Here is a 15,897-nt window from a genome sequence, read left to right as displayed (position 1 = left end):
GCCCGCGGGGCGCGCGCTTCACCCGTTTACGGCCCGCGGGGCGCACCTTGGCGGAACCGCGCGCGGATGCGCATTTCCAGTTCGTCACGTACCTGCCGATAGGCGGAGAGGCGCTGCTCGCGATTGCCGGTCTCCAGCGTCGGATCGGACGTTGGCCAGTATTCCACTGCCAGCGCGTTGGTGCGGGTGGCTTCCAGCGCCAGATGGTGGGCATCGGGCGAAAGGGTGATCGCAAGATCGAACCCCAGCCCCTCATACTCCTCCAGCTCTTCCAGGCTCTTCGGCTTGTGACGCGAGGCGTCGAGGCCGATCTCCTCCAGCGCGGCGGTCACGAACGGATCCTGCTCGCCGGCGCTGACACCGGCGGAGGCCACATAGATGGACTTGCCAAACAGGTGCCGCGCCAGAGCGGACGCCATCACCGAGCGCACCACATTCTGGCTGCACAGGAACAGGACCGACTGGGGACGGGCCGCACGCGGAGGCGGCGCCGGGGCATCCATGCGCGTCACCCTTTCCAGTGCAGCGCGCAGATGAGCGTGAACAGGCGGCGGGCGGTGTCGAAATCCACCTCCACCTTGTCCTTCAGCCGTTCCTGGAGAAGCGTCGAGCCCTCGTTGTGGAGGCCGCGCCGGCCCATGTCGATGGCCTCGATCTGGGTCGGAGAGGCAGTGCGGATGGCCGCGTAATAGCTCTCGCAGACGAGGAAATAGTCCTTCACCACCTTGCGCAGCGGGGTCAGCGACAGGTGGTGCTGCACCACCTCGCCGCCGTCCTGCCGCTTCACATCCAGCACCAGCCGGTTGTCCACCAGCCCGATGTGCAGTGTGTACGGCCCCTCTCCCGGATCGCCCACCGGGGTGAACCGGTTGTCTTCCAGAAGATCGTAGATGGCGGTCGCCCGTTCATGCTCCACGTCCGCCCCGGACCGCCCGATGGAGGCATCGTCGAGGGTGACGGCACACAGACGGTTCACGGGCGGGCTGGAGGTCATGGCGTCTCACGCATCCGTTGGGCCGGCATTGGTGCGGATCAGGATTGAACGGCCATGGGCATCGAGCCGCTCCACCTCCGCAAGACGCACCGCCGCCGGACCGATGAGGTTCAGCGACGCCGCGGTGCACTTCAGAATAGAAGTGCGCTTCATGAAGTCATAGACACCCAGCCCCGAGGAGAAGCGGGCCGAGCGGGCCGTGGGCAGCACATGGTTGGTGCCGCCCACATAGTCACCGATGGCTTCCGGCGTATAGGCACCCACGAAGATCGCGCCCGCATGACGGATGCGCGCGGTCAGTTCCTCCGCCGCCTCGGCATGGATTTCCAGATGCTCGGGCGCCACGCGGTCCACCAGAGGCAGCGCCTCTTCCAGATCACGCACGAGGATGATGGCGCCGTGATCATTCCAGGACGCCTGCGCGATCTCCCGGCGCGGCAGCGTGGTGAGCTGCGCCTCCACGGCGCGGGCCACGGCGTCCGCCAGCTCACCTGAGTCGGTCACGAGGATGGACTGGGCGGCGGTGTCGTGCTCGGCCTGCGCCAGCAGATCGGCGGCGATCCAGGCGGGATTGGCGTTGGCGTCGGCAAGGATCAGCACCTCGGACGGCCCGGCGATCATGTCGATGCCCACCTTGCCGAACACCTGCCGCTTGGCGGCGGCCACATAGGCATTGCCGGGGCCGACGATCTTATCCACGGGCGCGATGCTGGCCGTGCCATAGGCGAGCGCTGCCACCGCCTGCGCCCCGCCCACGCGGTACACCTCATCCACGCCCGCAAGGCGGGCAGCGGCGAGCACCAGCGGCGCGATGACGCCATCCGGCGAGGGCACCACCATGGCCACGCGCGGCACGCCCGCGACCTTGGCCGGCACGGCATTCATCAGCACGGAGGACGGATAGGCGGCGGTGCCGCCGGGCACATAGAGGCCGACCGCATCCACCGGCGTCCAGCGCTGGCCCAGCTCCACGCCGGCGGCATCCGTATAGCGCTCGTCCTGCGGCAGCTGGCGGGAATGGTGCGCCTCAATGCGGGCCTTGGCGAATTTCAGCGCGTCCAGCGTCTCGGCCGGCACTTCCTTCAGCGCCGCGTCGATCTCGGCCTCGGTGACGCGGATGCGGCCGGAGAGGTCCACGCGATCGAAGGTGCGCGAGAGTTCGATGACGGCGTCATCGCCGCGCGCCCGCACGGCCGCAATGATATCAGCGACGGCGGCTGCCACATCCGCCGAGGCTTCCCGCTTGCTGGCCAGGAAGGTGGCAAAGGCGTCGGCGAAGGACGGGGACTTGGTATCGAGACGGATCGGCATCAGGCTAAATCAGGCTTTCCTCAGGCTGAGCTTCCTTGAAGCCGATCGGCGCGGATTGCAACACCCTCCCCCGCATGAGCGCCCCGTTCCGGCGCGCGCACTGTCGCACGCCGGCGTGACGGGTGGCCCGGTCAGGCCACGCTGTCGCGGTGCTCGGGCTTGTGAGGGCAGCCCCAGGCCGGGCCGAGATCGGACATGCCGGCCTCGATGCACTCCACCTCCAGGCGGATTTCAGCCCCGCCGGAGAAGGTCAGCTGAAGCAGTCCCGACGGCTCCTCGGTGGGCAGGAAGGTGATGGCGAGCAGGTTCAGCACCTGCTCCTGCGCCTTCAGGTCGAAGCCGCGCACCTTTACATTACGCACCCGCTCGAAATGCAGGCCGGAGCGACGGCGCACGAAGGTGCCACCATCCGCCTTCTGGTCCCAGTCGAAGCGGTTGAGCAACAGTGCGAAGCGCTGCGACTTGGGCACAAAACCCATGTCGCCCACCTTCACCACCGCATCCTGCAGATGGGTGGAAATAACTGCGAGATCCTCATCGTCCAAAGCGAAGAGCTTGAGCTCGTCCATGAGCCGGCACTCCTTATCTGATCTGAACGGCAGATAGAGATCGAACCCGCGCAATGCAAGGGATTGCGCGGGTTTGGCGCGGAGATGGTCAGTTACGGGGAAAACGACGGGCCGTTCAACCGGCCCGTCACGCCTCAGCCGCTGATGCGCTCGATCTGCGCGCCGCAGCGGGACAGCTTCTCTTCCAGCCGCTCGAAGCCACGGTCGAGGTGATAGACCCGCTGCACCATGGTCTCGCCTTCGGCGGCAAGGCCGGCGATGACGAGGGAGACCGAGGCGCGCAGATCGGTGGCCATCACCGGCGCGCCCTTCAGGCGATCGGAGCCCTCCACGATGGCGGTGTCGCCATCCAGATGGATCTTGGCGCCGAGGCGGGCCAGCTCCTGCACATGCATGAAGCGGTTCTCGAAGATGGTCTCGGTGATGCGCGAGCGGCCCTGCGCCCGCGTCATCAGCGCCATCAGCTGGGCCTGAAGATCGGTGGGGAAACCGGGATGGGGCGCCGTCGACACGTCCACCGGGAACAGACCGGCGCCGTTACGGCGCACGCGGATGCCCTCGTTGTTGACATCGATCTGCGCGCCGGCAGCCCGCAGCACCTCGATGGTGCTCTCGAGCAGATCAGCGCGTGCACCTGCCAGCGTGACATCGCCGCCGGTCATGGCGACCGCCATGGCATAGGTGCCGGTCTCGATACGATCCGGCAGCACGGAATGACGCGCCCCGCGCAGGCGCGGAACACCCTCGATGCGGATGGTGGAGGTTCCGGCCCCCTCGATCCGCGCGCCCATCTTGATGAGGCAATCGGCCAGATCGACGATTTCCGGCTCGCGGGCGGCGTTCTCGATCACGCTCTCACCCTTGGCCAGCGCCGCAGCCATGAGCGCGGTGTGGGTGGCGCCGACCGACACCTTCGGGAAGTCGATGCGCGCGCCGATGAGCCCATTGGGGGCGCGGGCGACCACATAGCCGGCGTCGATATCGATATCCGCGCCCAGTGCCCGCAGGGCGTCCAGATGGAAGTCCACGGGCCGGGTGCCGATGGCGCAACCGCCGGGCAGCGAGACGCGGGCCTCGCCCATGCGCGCCAGCAGCGGCCCCACCACCCAGAAGCTCGCCCGCATGCGCGAAACGAGGTCATAGGGGGCGGTGGTGTCCACGATCACGCGGGCGTCGATTTCCATGGTCTGGCCGGCATGGGGGTCATCCCCGTTGCGCTTGCCCGCCACCGTGATGTCGACGCCATGATTGCCGAGGATGCGCTGCAGGAGGGCGACGTCGGCCAGACGCGGCACATTCTCCAGCACCAGCTTCTCCTCGGTGAGGAGCGATGCGATCATCAGCGGCAAGGCGGCGTTCTTGGCACCCGAAATGGGAATGGTGCCATTCAGGCTCTGCCCGCCGACGATGCGAATCTTGTCCATATAACGACTGCTCCTTATGTCGCCTCGGGCTTCTGCCCTAGAGCCGGATCGGGTCAGATTGATGATCTGATCCGTGCCTCCGTCTCTAAAACGCCCCCCTGGCTCGGGTGCCCATTTCGGGCCGCCCCGGACGCCTGCGCCGCCGTCTATCCGTTAAGATCACGCCCCCCGGCGCGATGAATTCAAGCGGCGAGGTCTAGCCCGCCTTGCGGCCCGGCACAACGGCACCCCGTGCCGCGCCGCCAAACCATTGGACCCGCGCGCTATTCCGTCCCACCCTCGACCCGATCCCGCTGCGGGCGCCCATCCGGCTCTGTCGCGGCGGTATCCGGCGCAGGAGAATCAGCCTCTGCCGCGCGGGCGCGCTTTTGCGCCTTGCGCCGGGCGAGGTTGGCCCGGAGCGCAGCGGCCAGCCGGGCGGCCTTGTCGTCATCTCCGCTCATCCCTTTCCGGTATCCCTCGCACCAGCCCCGCGCAAGCCCGCGCGGGCGCGCTGGCCGGCAAAAGCATGCGGCATGGTGGAGGAAGTCTTTCCGCCGCAACGTCTCGCACCGTATGTCCCCATGCTTGGGGCGGATCGGAGCGCCCGGCTCTTGAAAGTCGGTCGTGTCTTCCGTATGAGAAGCGCGTTCGATGCTGCGGCGTCGGGCCGATGGCGCATCCGTGCGGCAAGGCCCCTCCCCTCATCGGAACCGCGACCCAGGTCGCCGTGCCGCTTTAGCTCAGCTGGTAGAGCACCTCATTCGTAATGAGGGGGTCGGGGGTTCGAATCCCTCAAGCGGCACCATTTATTCAATAAAATCAGCGACTAAAGTAGCGGTAAAAGGGACAGCCAGCCCGCGCCCCGGAAACTGCCCAAGGAACCCGGCTTTGGGCGGTCGCGTGTCATCCTTCCCGTTCCACAAAATAGGCATGCCCCACCACCTCTCCCCAGATGGGCGCATAGATTGGCCCCACCTTCAGATCGGCAAACTTCACCCCGCAGAAGGCCTGATGCTTGCTTGGGCGCGCCAGCCGGCCATAGGGCAGGCCAGTAGGTCGAGCACGCTCTCCATGGACAGATCCGGGCTGAGCGATCCGCAAGGCGGACGAGGCGATAAAGGCGACGCTCCGGCGTCGCCCTTTTTCTGCTGCGTCCGAGACGTCCTCAGGCGACTGAAGCCGCAGGGCGCTTGCGCTGGAGACCGGATCGGCGGCAATGGGCCACCAGCTCGTCGCGCTGGTTGAAGGCGCGGTGCAGAAAGGTGACGATCCCCGCATCCGGGCGCGAGCGGCTGTCGCGCAACTCCAGCACCTCGGTCTCGACGCGAATGGTGTCGCCGTGGAACAGCGGCTTGGGAAAGCGCACCTCGTCCCAGCCCAGATTGGCGACGGCCGTGCCCAGCGTGGTGTCGCCCACCGAGATGCCCACCATCAGCCCCAGAGTGAAGGCGCTGTTGACAAGGCGCTGGCCGAATTCGGTCTGCGTCCGGCAATATTCCTCGTCCAGATGCAGCAGGGCCGGATTGTGGGTGATGGCACTGAACCAGACATTGTCGGTCTCGGTGATGGTTCGGCGGATCTCGTGCCGGAAGGTCTGGCCGATCGTCAGTTCGTCGAAATACACTCCGGCCATGGCCGCTCTCCCTTGTAATGATTCTCTGTTCAACAACTGACGTACGGTGGCTCAGCCCACCGCGCGCGCGGCGTGCAGGCTGGTGATATCCGCATCGGAGAAGCCGAGTTCGGCCAGGATCTCGTCTGTGTGCTGACCGAGATCGGGCGGCGGACGCCCCGGCCGGTTCGCTTCGCCGCCGAAGCGGACCGGCTGGCCGATGCCCTTCAGCGTGCCGCCGGTGGGATGCTCATAGGTCATCACGATGCCGCTGGCCTGCGTGTGCGGATGCTCGAGAAGCTGGGCCAGCGAATTAATGGGCGAGCAGGGAATGCCCGCGGCGGACAGCACCTCGTGCCAATGGGCCACCGTGTTCTGCTCCAGCGCGCCCCGCACATGTGCCAGCGTCTGTGGCCGGTTGCGTACCCGGTCCGCATTGGTGCGGAAGTCGGGATGATCCACGATCGACCCGAGCCCCACCGCCGCACAGAACTTGCGCCACAGATTGTCATTGGCGACGCCGATCATGATCGGCCCGTCAGCCGCCTCGAACGCCTGATAAGGGCACAGGGACTCGTGGCTGGAGCCGCACTTGGCCGGCTGCACGCCCTTTTCCCAGAAGGTCTGGAGATTGTAGCTGAGCAGACCCATGGCGGTGTCGTAGAGCGAGACGTTCACGGTGCCGCCCTCCCCCGTCGCCTGCCGCTGGTAGAGCCGGGCCAGAATGCCGCTGAGGGCATGGGTGCCGGTCATCTGGTCGATGGGCGAGATGGGGCTGCGGATATGCCCGCCGCTCTCATCGCCGGTCAGCCCCATCACCCCGCAGAAAGCCTGCAGGATGACATCATAGCCCGGCGCGTTCCGCATCGGCCCGGTACGGCCGAAGCCGGAGATGCTGCAATGGATCAGGCGCGGGTTGATCCCCCTGAGCGTTGCGGCATCGATGCCGATACGCTCGGCGACGCCGGTGTTGAAGCTCTCGATGGCGATATCCGCTTCCTTCGCGAGGCGGTGCACGACCGCCCGCCCCTGCTCCGTCTTCAGGTCGATGGCGATGCTGCGCTTGTTGCGGTTGGCGCTCAGGAACACAGCGCCAAGGCCGGATGCCCGGAACGGCGGCCAGCCACGCGTCTCGTCGCCCGCACCGACCGGCTCGACCTTGATCACCTCGGCCCCCATCTCGCCCAGATACTGGGCGCAAAGCGGCCCGGCGAGCACCTTGCTGAGATCCAGAACTTTCACACCCGTCAGAGGCTTGGACACACAACGTCTCCCGCGCCGCGCCGGACGCATGTTCGAAGGGGTTGGACGCATCGCGCCTGTTCGCGGGCTCACTTGCGCGGGATTTTGGCCAGCTCCACCAGCTCGGCCCAGCGCCGCGTATCCTCCTCCACATAGGAGGACAGACGGGCCGGCGTCGTGGCGAATACCTCGGCGCCGATCTGGTTGATGAACTCCACCATGGCCGGATCACGCAGCTGGGCGTTGATCGCGGCATTCAGCTTCTCGACGATCGGCTGGGGCGTGCCGGCGGGGGCGAAGGCGCCGACCCAGGCCACGATGCTGTAATCCGGCGCGCCGGATTCCATCACGGTCGGCACGTCCGGCAGGCTCGGCACCCGCTTCGGCCCGGTGACGGCCAGCACCTTGAACTTCTTCTCGTGCAGCAGGCTGAGGGCGCTCGCCGGATCGGGAAAGCAGACGTCGATGTGGCCGCCGATGAGATCGGTGATTGCCTGCGGCGAGCCGCGATAGGGAACTTCCATCATGTCGAAGCCGAGGCGCGCCTTGAGCAGTTCGCCGGAGGCGCGGCCGCCGGTGTTGCCGGTGCCGTATGAGAGCGGCGACTTGGCCGCCCGCGCCACCTGCACGAATTCCGCCAGCGTGTTGGCCGGCGAATCCGCCCGCACCGCCACCAGATAGGGAATGCGGATGATGCCGCCGATCGGCGTGAAATCCTTCTTCGGATCGTAGGGCAGGCTCTTGTAGATGCTCGGATTGGCCGCGTGGGTGGTGTTGGTGGCGATCATCAGCGTGTAGCCGTCTGGCTTCGCCGTGATCACATGGCGCACGGCGATAAGGCCGCCCGCCCCCGCCCGGTTGTCGATGATGAAGGGCTGGCCCAAGGCCTTCTGGAGCCCCTCGCCCACCTTGCGAGCCACCGCATCCGTGGCGCTGCCGGCGGGAAAGGGCACCACCAGCGTGACGGCACGCTGGGGATAGGCATCCGTCTCGGCATGGGCGGCCTCGAATCCACACACCATCGCCGCTGCCACCAGCAGCGCGCGCGCTGTCCATCCCTTCATTCCGTCCTCCCTTGGCATTTTATTATTGAGCAACCGAGTATCGATAATGCGCGCCCGATCGATATGGCGATGGTTCTGAAACCGAACGGCGCATCCGCCTTGAAGAAATCTCCGGCGTCGCGCGCCTGCCACCTGCGGTTCAAGGGCAGCGCGTCATGGCCGGGCTCGATCCGGATCGCGGCCCTGCGGCATCCGGCTTGCGTCCGTTTCGGCTTTCCCTCCCGATCGCGACCATTGATGGCCTGCATTTATCGTGAGGCTAGCGCAAAAATGGAAATGGTCAAACCATTTGACGATTGATACTCAGCCGCGCTAACGACGGATACTCAGAGGAGGCCATCCCATGCGGCTGCGTTCATTGCTCTTCGTCCCCGCCGACAGCGAGCGGAAATTCGCCAAGGCCCAGACCAGCGGCGCCGATGGCCTGATCCTCGATCTGGAGGATGCGGTGGCACCGGCCCGCAAGCCGGTGGCGCGGGGGATGGTGCAGGAGATGCTGGCGGCGGACGGCCCGCGCCCCTGGCGCTTCTGGGTGCGGGTCAATGCGCTGGACACCGGCCTGACGCTGGAAGATCTCTCCGCCGTCGTGCTGCCGGGCCTCGATGGCATCATGGTGCCCAAGGCCAATGGCGCGGCCGACATCGCGCGGATCGGCCATTATCTCGATGCGCTGGAGACCCGCAGCGGCATGGCGCGCGGCACGGTGAAGATCATCGTGGTGGCCACCGAGACGCCGGTGGCCATGTTCAATCTCGGCAGCTATGCGCCCGCTCACGAGCGCCTCGCCGGGCTCACATGGGGAGCGGAGGATCTGGGCGCCGTGGTGGGCTCCAGCACCAACAAGCAGCCCGATGGAGACTGGACGCAGCCCTACCGGGTGGCCCGCACCATGTGCCTGTTCGCCGCCGCCGCTGCCGAAGTGGCCCGCATCGACACGCTTTATGCCGATTTCCGCAATCCGGCCGGGCTGGAGGCGGATTGCCGGCTCTCCCAGCGCGACGGCTTCACCGGCCGCGTCGCCATCCACCCCGATCAGGTGGAGACCATCAACCGCTGCTTCTCCCCGTCAGCGGACGATGTGGCGCAGGCCCGGCGCATCGCTGCCGCTTTCGATGCCGATCCCGGCATCGGCACGGTGGGCATCGACGGCAAGATGTACGACATCCCGCATCTCAAGCTCGCCCGGTCCATTCTGGCCGCCGCTGGCGAGGAATGAGGGCTGAAGGCTCCAACTCATTGATAGAGAACGTCTTGTCGCTCGGATTGCGGAGCAATCAAAGCCGGACATGCCCTAGGCTTCGCTCTCCTCGCTCGCTTCCCGCGCCCGCGTCCGGGCGCGGGTGGCCTGCACGTGCCGCTGCATGCGCCGGAAGGCCGCATCGCCATCGCCCGCCTCAATGGCGACGATGATCCGCTCGTGCGCCTTGAGCACCTCCCGCCGCAAGTCCGGCGTGTCGTACTCCTCGCTGATGGTGACGACGAGCACATCATCGGAGATGGAGAACAGGAAGGCGACGAGCAGATCGTTGTGGCTGGCCGTGGCCACTGCCGTATGCCAGGCCACATTGACGGCCGCGAAGCGGCTGCTGTCATCGATGGCATCAGCCATTTCCGCATTCAGCTCGCGCAACCGCGCCACCTCGGCGGCGGTGCGATGCTCGGCGGCGAGGCGTGCGATGCCGGGCTCCAGCGCCTCGCGGGTTTCCTGCAGCGAGCGCAGCGACAGCCGCCGGCCGCGCACGAACTGGGTGATGACGTGAGCCATGGATTCAGGACCGGGCTTTGAGACGATGTTGCCGCCGCTGCGGCCGAGCTTCGTCTTCACCAGCCCCTCGACTTCCAGCTTGCGTAAAGCCTCGCGCACGGAACCCCGGCTCAGTCCCGACTGGCTGACCAGTTCGCGCTCGGTGGGCAGGCGCATGCCTTCCTTCAGCGAACCGTCGAGAATGGTCTGGCGCAGCTTGTCCGCCAGAACCTCATAGGATTTCGGGACGGAGATGCGCCCAACCATGGGCTCCGGCGTCCGATCCGGCTTGGTCATAGTATCCTGGTCCGTATGGTGAAACCCTGAGCATAGGCTCTATAAGATACAAAGGTAAGAGCAAATCGCGCGCAGGGCTTCCCGCCCGTTCCGGAGCGCGCCGGTCAGCCGCCCAGTCTTACGAGCTGCTTGCCCATATTGCCACCCGACATCATGCGCAGGAACGCTTCCGGCATGCGCTCGAAGCCATCCAGAATGTCCTCGCGGGTGATCAGCTTGCCATCGCGGTGCCATGCCGCGAGGCGCGCCATGGCCTCCGGGCGGCGGTGCCACCAGTCGAAGGCGATGAAACCCTGCACCAGCGAGCGGGTGACGATGAGCCGCGATGACGCGCGCAGGCCGATGTCCTCCCCGTCGAAATCATTGGCGAGCGCGATCCGGCCACAGATGACCACCCGCGCACCCACCGCCAGATTGTTGAGCACCGCATCATGGATGGGGCCGCCGGTATTGTCGAAGAACACGTCCACGCCGCCCGGCGCCAGCGCGGCGATGGCGCCCCTGAGATCGGTCTCGGTCTTGTAGTTGAGCGTGGCGTCGAAGCCGATCTCGCGGCACCAGGCCAGCTTGTCGTCGGAACCGGCGATGCCGATCACGCGCGCGCCGCATAGCCTGGCGATCTGCCCCACCAGTTGCCCCACGGCCCCGGAAGCCGCGGACACCACCAGCGTGTCGCCGGGCTTCGGCCGGCCGATCTCGAACAGGCCAATATAGGCGGTGAGCCCCGGCATACCGAGCCACGACAGCATGGCCTGCGGCGGGGCAAGGGCGGTGTTCACTTTGTTGACCCGCGCGGCGCCCGGCAGATCGGGGCTCAGCACCGCATATTCCTGCCAGCCGAAGCCCATGGCCTCGGCGATGTCGCCGGGCTTCCAGTCGTCGTGGTTGGAGGCCACCACCTCGCCGACGCCGCCCCCCTGCATCACCTCGCCTATGCCGACGCCCTTGGTGTAGTTGGTGGACGGACTGATGCGGCCGCGCATGTAGGGATCGAGGGAGAGCCACTGCGTCCGGACCAGAATCTGGCCCGGCCCCGGCTGGGGCACGGGCGCTTCGGCGAGGCGCCAGGTGTCGAGAGTGGCCTGCCCCTGCGGATGGGAAGCGAGAAGCCATTGGCGGTTGATCATCGGCTTATCCTTGCATGGGGAGAGAAGCGCGCGCCGCGAGATCACGCGCGCGCCGAATGCCACTACAGCTTGACCAGCGGGCAGACCGCCGGGCCCGCCCCGTGGATGCCGTTCGGGCTACAGGCGGTGAGCGCTGAAAGCAGCCCCCGCAGACGGCAAGGCAGGCGTCGTCGTCCGATTGTGTTCGGTGACATGGTTCCCTCCCGGCTTATCTTTGTCTCCGGCGCAGGCGTCGAGGCCCGGCCGGTTTGCAGGCGTCCTATTTTTCACAGGACTACCAAGCCGCCCCTAAATGGTCAAACCATTTGACGGTTTGAGCGCCGAGCGCTACGCATTGGAGGGACGAGCGTGGCCCCAGCGCCCGAAGAACGCCGTCGGAGGAGGACGACCATGCGAGCAATGATGCGCTGCTATCAGCCGACCGGCTTCGGTCAGAACCTCGCCGCCCGCGAGACGGTACGGCCAGAGCCCACGGGAACGGAGGTTCTGCTCAAGGTGCGGGGGCCGGCGCCTGCCACAGCGACGCGCACCTGTGGGAGGGCACCATGATCTCGGCCGCATGGTGCTGACGCCGTAGGGGCTCTGCTCCCCTGCCCGATCCACTCGCACATCCGGAGCCAGTCTCATGAAGCGCATTGACAAAGTGATCATCAGCTGCGCGATCACCGGTTCGATCCATACGCCGAGCATGTCGGATGCCCTGCCCGTCAATGCCGACCAGATCGCCGAGCAGGCGATCGCGGCGGCGAAGGCGGGCGCGGCAATCCTGCATCTGCACGCCCGCAACGAGGCGGATGGCGCGCCCTCCTCCGATCCCGCCGATTACATGCGCTTCCTGCCGCGCATCAAGGATGGCTGCGATGCGGTGGTGAACATCACCACCGGGGGTGGGCTGGGCATGAGCCTCGACCAGCGCCTGCTGGCCGCCAACACGCTGAAGCCCGAGCTGGCCTCCATGAACATGGGCTCGCTGAACTTCGGCCTGTTTCCCGCCGCCGAGAAGATGAAGGCCTTCAAGCAGCCCTGGGAGAAGGGCTATCTGGAGATGACGCGGGATTTCATCCTGTCGAACACCTTCGCCCAGATCGAGCGCGGCATCGGGGAACTCAGCGCCCACGGCACCCGCTTCGAGTTCGAATGCTACGACGTGGGCCACCTCTACAATCTGGCCTGGGCTGTTGATCAGAAGCTGATCAAGCCCCCCTTCCTCGTGCAGTGCATCTTCGGCGTGCTCGGCGGCATCGGCCCGGACGCGGAAAACCTCATGCATATGAAGCGCGTGGCCGACGGCCTGTTCGGCAGCGACTACATCCTCTCCGTTCTGGGAGCCGGGCGGCACCAGACCCGCCTCGTCACCATGGGCGCCATCCTCGGCGGCTGCGTGCGCGTGGGGCTGGAGGACTCGCTCCACCTCGGCAAGGGCGTGATGGCCCGCTCCAATGCCGAGCAGGTGGAGAAGATGAAGCGCATCCTCACCGAACTCTCCCTTGAGGTCGCAAGTCCTGACGATGCCCGCGCCATGCTGGGCCTGAAGGGCGCGGACAAGACGGCCTTCTAGCGCCGGGCGACATGCGCCGTTCAACCGCCCTGCCGCGCAGGATCGTCATCCCCGGGCCTGATCCGGGGATCCATGTCGGGCCGACGGTGGGCGGTGCGAAACTCAGGTATGCGGCGGCCGTTTCGCCAAAGCGTTCACGGTTCTTCAGGCGTTGGGACGTGGATGCCCGGATCAGGTCCGGGCATGACGATGTTCTGTTGTTTCACCGCCCATCACGAGCCTGACAGACCTGCTTCATCATGACCGAAAGCTCAACGCATGATCGAACTGAATGACGACCAGCGCGCCCTCTGCGACGGGGTCTCCGCCGTGTGCAAGCGCTTCGACGACGAATACTGGGCGGAATGCGAGCGCGAGGCGCGCTTTCCGCATGAATTTCACAAGGCCATGGCGGCGGACGGCTGGCTGGGCGTCACCATGCCCGAGGAATATGGCGGCGCCGGCCTCGGCGTCACCGAGGCCGCCCTCGTCATGCACACGGTGGCCAGCCACGGCGGCGCCATGGCGGCCACCTCGTCCATCCACATCAACATGTTCGGCCCCCACCCCATCGTGGTGCACGGCACGCCGGAGCAGAAGGCCCGCTGGGTGCCCCGACTGGTGGCCGGCGAGGATCAGGTGTGCTTCGGCATCACCGAGCCCAATGCAGGCCTCGACACCACCAGCATCACCACCTTCGCGAAGAAGGTGGAGGGCGGCTATCGCGTCTCGGGCCGCAAGATCTGGACCTCCACCGCAAAGGTGGCGAACAAGATTCTGCTGCTGACGCGCACCACCGCCAAGGCCGACGCCAAGCGCCCCACGGACGGCATTACCATCTTCTACACCGACCTCGACCGCACCCGCTTCGAGGTGCAGCGCATCCCCAAGCACGGGCGCGCAGCGGTGGATTCCAACATGGTGTTCATCGACGACGTGTTCATCCCCGAGGAAGACCGGGTGGGCGAGGAGGGCAAGGGCTTCACCTATCTGCTCGACAGCCTCAACCCTGAGCGTGTGCTCATTGCGGTGGAGGCCATCGGCATCGGCCAGGACGCGCTCGGCCGCGCGGCGCGCTATGCGCGGGAGCGCAACGTCTTCGGCCGTCCCATCGGCCAGAACCAGGGCATCCAGCATCCGCTGGCCGAGCGCTGGATCGCGCTGGAAGCCGCATGGCTGATGGCGATGAAGGCCGCGACGCTCTACGACACCGGCAGACCGTGCGGCGCAGAAGCCAATTCGGCGAAATTCCTCGGTGCGCGCGCGGGCTATGATGCCTGCCTGCAGGCGGTGATGACCCATGGCGGCATGGGCTATGCCAAGGAATATCAGGTGGAGCGGCTGCTGCGCGAGGTGCTGGTCACGCGGCTGGCGCCGGTGAGCGAGCAGCTCATTCTCTCCTTCATCGCCGAGAAGGTGCTCGGGCAGCCCAAATCCTATTGAGGACGCCGGCCCGCAAGGGCGCGTCCGCCTTCAGCGCCACCAAAGCCGATCGGCTGCTGTCCTCCCCACCCCTTCCCCGCAGTCTGGAGAGGGGGCCTGGCGGGCTCCCCGCAATGGGCACGCCAGAAATGCAGGCGGGAGATCCCCTTCTCCCGCCTGCCGGAGGGAGAAGGCACGGCCGGGGCGGAGACGAATGTCTGCACGAACCAAAGGCACCGCCGATCGCGTCGGACGGGTTCCGCACGCGCCCTCAGCGGTCGGCGCGCCAGACGTACCAGAGGAGAACGGCGGCGGGGATGCCCACACCGGCCCAGCACACCCACTTCCACGGGCCCTCGCCCAGCAGCCCGGCCAGAAGGCCGATGGCGGTCAGTACCGCCAGCAGGGTCGGGATGGCGAAGATGCGGGACATGGAAAGATCACGCGCACTCATGGCTTACGCCTTTCGCCCGTGCGCGCCGCGACGGCGGGCGATCCAGAGATAAAGGCCGCTGCCGAGCACCACGATGGCGGCCACGTCCAGCACCGCCCAGATGATCTTCAGCGGCATGCCGCCATAATCACCGAAATGCAGCGGCTGGGAGACGAGCAGCGCCGTCACGTACCAGGGCAGCACGCGCGAGTCGGTCAGCTTGCCGCTCTCCGCATCGATCAGCGCCGGGCGGATCAGGCGCGAGGTCAGCGTGGTGTCGCCCTTCATGAACACCGCATAATGGTGCGCGCTGGTGAAGGGCGTGCCCGGAAAGGCGATGAAGGAGGCGTGCATGTCCGGCACCGCCTGCTTCGCGGTGTCGAGCGCAGGCTGCACGGGGCCGAGACGGGTCAGCGGCGGCATGTCGCGATAGGGCGCCACCATCTCAGCCAGCTGGTCCTGCTGCCAGACCATCAGCACCAGCTGCGACCACGTATTGATGACGCCGGTGAAGCCCACGACGGTGAGCCAGCACACGGTGACGATGCCGAGCAGATTGTGCAGGTCAAGCCAGCGCAGGCGCGGCGAGCGGCCCTTGCGCACGGTGCCGAACTCCAGCCGCCGCATGAAGGGCGCATAGAGCACCACGCCGGAAACGATGGCCACCACCATCAGCAGGCCCATCAGGCCGAGGAACAGCATGCCGGGCAGCCCGGCGAACAGGTCCGTATGCAGGCGCAGCATGAGGCCGGTGAAGGTCAGGCTCCGGTCGGGCGCGCGCAGCACCTCACCCGTGCGGGCATCCAGCGTGGCGAAGCGGTTGTCCTCGTCCGGCGCGTCCTTGGTGGCGGCGATGAGGAGATGGACGAGATTGGCATCGTCATCATCGAACACCACATAGCGCACCTGCTCGGTGGAATTGGGCGCGAGACCGTTGGTGATGATGCGGTCGAGGCTCAGATGCGGCGTGCCCGCCGGCAGGTCGGGCGCTTCCGCCTCCTGCCCGAGCATGTGGTCGATCTCGTGATGGAAGATGAGCGGCAGCCCGGTGAGGCAGAGCAGCAGCATGAACACGGTGGAGATCAGGCTGGTCCAGGTGTGCACCACCTGCCATGCCTTGAGCCCACGTGGAGAAAGCC

16 protein-coding genes and 1 tRNA gene are annotated in these 15,897 nt (G+C 66.7%); 5 read left to right on the top strand and 12 right to left on the bottom strand.

Annotation, left to right across the window (positions count from 1 at the left end; translation table 11 throughout):
* Nucleotides 1–26: 26 nt before the first annotated feature.
* The 5 genes from IEW24_RS05545 to murA form a co-directional block, all read right to left on the bottom strand.
* On the bottom strand, nt 27–503 hold the full coding sequence (locus IEW24_RS05545; protein WP_188576154.1) for an arsenate reductase/protein-tyrosine-phosphatase family protein: 477 nt from the start codon (nt 501–503) through the stop codon (nt 27–29).
* A 5-nt stretch (nt 504–508) separates the two neighbouring features.
* Nucleotides 509–994 (bottom strand): UPF0262 family protein, encoded by a 486-nt coding sequence (locus IEW24_RS05540; protein WP_188576152.1) that lies wholly within the window; start codon nt 992–994, stop codon nt 509–511.
* A gap of 6 nt (nt 995–1,000) precedes the next feature.
* Entirely contained in the window at nt 1,001–2,305 is a 1,305-nt protein-coding gene (gene hisD, locus IEW24_RS05535) for a histidinol dehydrogenase (protein ID WP_188576150.1), read from the bottom strand.
* A gap of 131 nt (nt 2,306–2,436) precedes the next feature.
* The gene (locus tag IEW24_RS05530; protein WP_188576148.1) at nt 2,437–2,874 is read right to left on the bottom strand and encodes a DUF2948 family protein; all 438 of its coding nucleotides are present in this window, start codon (nt 2,872–2,874) and stop codon (nt 2,437–2,439) included.
* A 134-nt stretch (nt 2,875–3,008) separates the two neighbouring features.
* Nucleotides 3,009–4,298: a UDP-N-acetylglucosamine 1-carboxyvinyltransferase gene (gene murA / locus IEW24_RS05525; RefSeq protein ID WP_188576146.1), complete on the bottom strand. Its 1,290-nt coding sequence runs from the start codon at nt 4,296–4,298 to the stop codon at nt 3,009–3,011.
* 711 nt (nt 4,299–5,009) lie between these two features.
* Between murA and IEW24_RS05520 the strand changes: the two genes are divergently transcribed.
* A tRNA-Thr gene (locus tag IEW24_RS05520) sits at nt 5,010–5,085 on the top strand.
* 360 nt (nt 5,086–5,445) lie between these two features.
* Here IEW24_RS05520 and IEW24_RS05515 read toward each other — a convergent pair.
* The 3 genes from IEW24_RS05515 to IEW24_RS05505 all read right to left on the bottom strand — a co-directional run bounded on the left by IEW24_RS05515 (nt 5,446) and on the right by IEW24_RS05505 (nt 8,198).
* On the bottom strand, nt 5,446–5,913 hold the full coding sequence (locus tag IEW24_RS05515; protein ID WP_188576145.1) for a MaoC family dehydratase: 468 nt from the start codon (nt 5,911–5,913) through the stop codon (nt 5,446–5,448).
* 51 nt (nt 5,914–5,964) lie between these two features.
* Nucleotides 5,965–7,155 carry a CaiB/BaiF CoA transferase family protein gene (locus tag IEW24_RS05510; protein ID WP_210324126.1) on the bottom strand — a complete coding sequence of 397 codons (1,191 nt, stop codon included), beginning with the start codon at nt 7,153–7,155 and terminating at the stop codon, nt 5,965–5,967.
* A 68-nt stretch (nt 7,156–7,223) separates the two neighbouring features.
* Complete coding sequence (locus IEW24_RS05505; protein ID WP_188576142.1) at nt 7,224–8,198, bottom strand: Bug family tripartite tricarboxylate transporter substrate binding protein; 975 nt, start codon at nt 8,196–8,198, stop codon at nt 7,224–7,226.
* A 69-nt stretch (nt 8,199–8,267) separates the two neighbouring features.
* On the opposite strand from IEW24_RS05505, the gene IEW24_RS05500 reads away from it, so the two are divergent.
* On the top strand, nt 8,268–8,498 hold the full coding sequence (locus IEW24_RS05500; RefSeq protein ID WP_188576140.1) for a hypothetical protein: 231 nt from the start codon (nt 8,268–8,270) through the stop codon (nt 8,496–8,498).
* Nucleotides 8,499–8,541: 43 nt separating this feature from the next.
* Nucleotides 8,542–9,414: an HpcH/HpaI aldolase/citrate lyase family protein gene (locus tag IEW24_RS05495; RefSeq protein ID WP_188576139.1), complete on the top strand. Its 873-nt coding sequence runs from the start codon at nt 8,542–8,544 to the stop codon at nt 9,412–9,414.
* 75 nt (nt 9,415–9,489) lie between these two features.
* On the opposite strand, the gene IEW24_RS05490 is transcribed toward IEW24_RS05495, so the two are convergent.
* Entirely contained in the window at nt 9,490–10,239 is a 750-nt protein-coding gene (locus IEW24_RS05490) for a FadR/GntR family transcriptional regulator (protein WP_188576137.1), read from the bottom strand.
* Between the two features lie 104 nt (nt 10,240–10,343).
* Nucleotides 10,344–11,366, bottom strand: a complete 1,023-nt coding sequence (locus tag IEW24_RS05485) for an NADP-dependent oxidoreductase (RefSeq protein WP_188576135.1) — start codon at nt 11,364–11,366, stop codon at nt 10,344–10,346.
* A gap of 625 nt (nt 11,367–11,991) precedes the next feature.
* Here IEW24_RS05485 and kce point away from each other — a divergent pair.
* Together kce and IEW24_RS05475 are read left to right on the top strand one after the other, a co-directional pair.
* Nucleotides 11,992–12,924, top strand: a complete 933-nt coding sequence (gene kce, locus IEW24_RS05480) for a 3,5-dioxohexanoate:acetyl-CoA acetone transferase (protein WP_188576133.1) — start codon at nt 11,992–11,994, stop codon at nt 12,922–12,924.
* Nucleotides 12,925–13,182: 258 nt separating this feature from the next.
* A complete protein-coding gene (locus IEW24_RS05475) occupies nt 13,183–14,346 on the top strand; it encodes an acyl-CoA dehydrogenase family protein (protein ID WP_188576131.1) in 1,164 nt (387 codons plus the stop codon).
* 250 nt (nt 14,347–14,596) lie between these two features.
* Here IEW24_RS05475 and IEW24_RS05470 read toward each other — a convergent pair whose 3' ends face one another.
* The gene (locus IEW24_RS05470; protein WP_188576129.1) at nt 14,597–14,779 is read right to left on the bottom strand and encodes a hypothetical protein; all 183 of its coding nucleotides are present in this window, start codon (nt 14,777–14,779) and stop codon (nt 14,597–14,599) included.
* A gap of 3 nt (nt 14,780–14,782) precedes the next feature.
* Nucleotides 14,783–15,865, bottom strand: coding sequence for a PepSY-associated TM helix domain-containing protein (locus IEW24_RS05465; protein ID WP_244644175.1), 1,083 nt, complete (start codon nt 15,863–15,865; stop codon nt 14,783–14,785).
* Nucleotides 15,866–15,897 lie beyond the last annotated feature (32 nt).

Source organism: Azorhizobium oxalatiphilum (assembly GCF_014635325.1).
Taxonomy (GTDB): Bacteria; Pseudomonadota; Alphaproteobacteria; order Rhizobiales; family Xanthobacteraceae; genus Azorhizobium; species Azorhizobium oxalatiphilum.
This window is presented reverse-complemented; position numbering and strand designations above follow the sequence as displayed.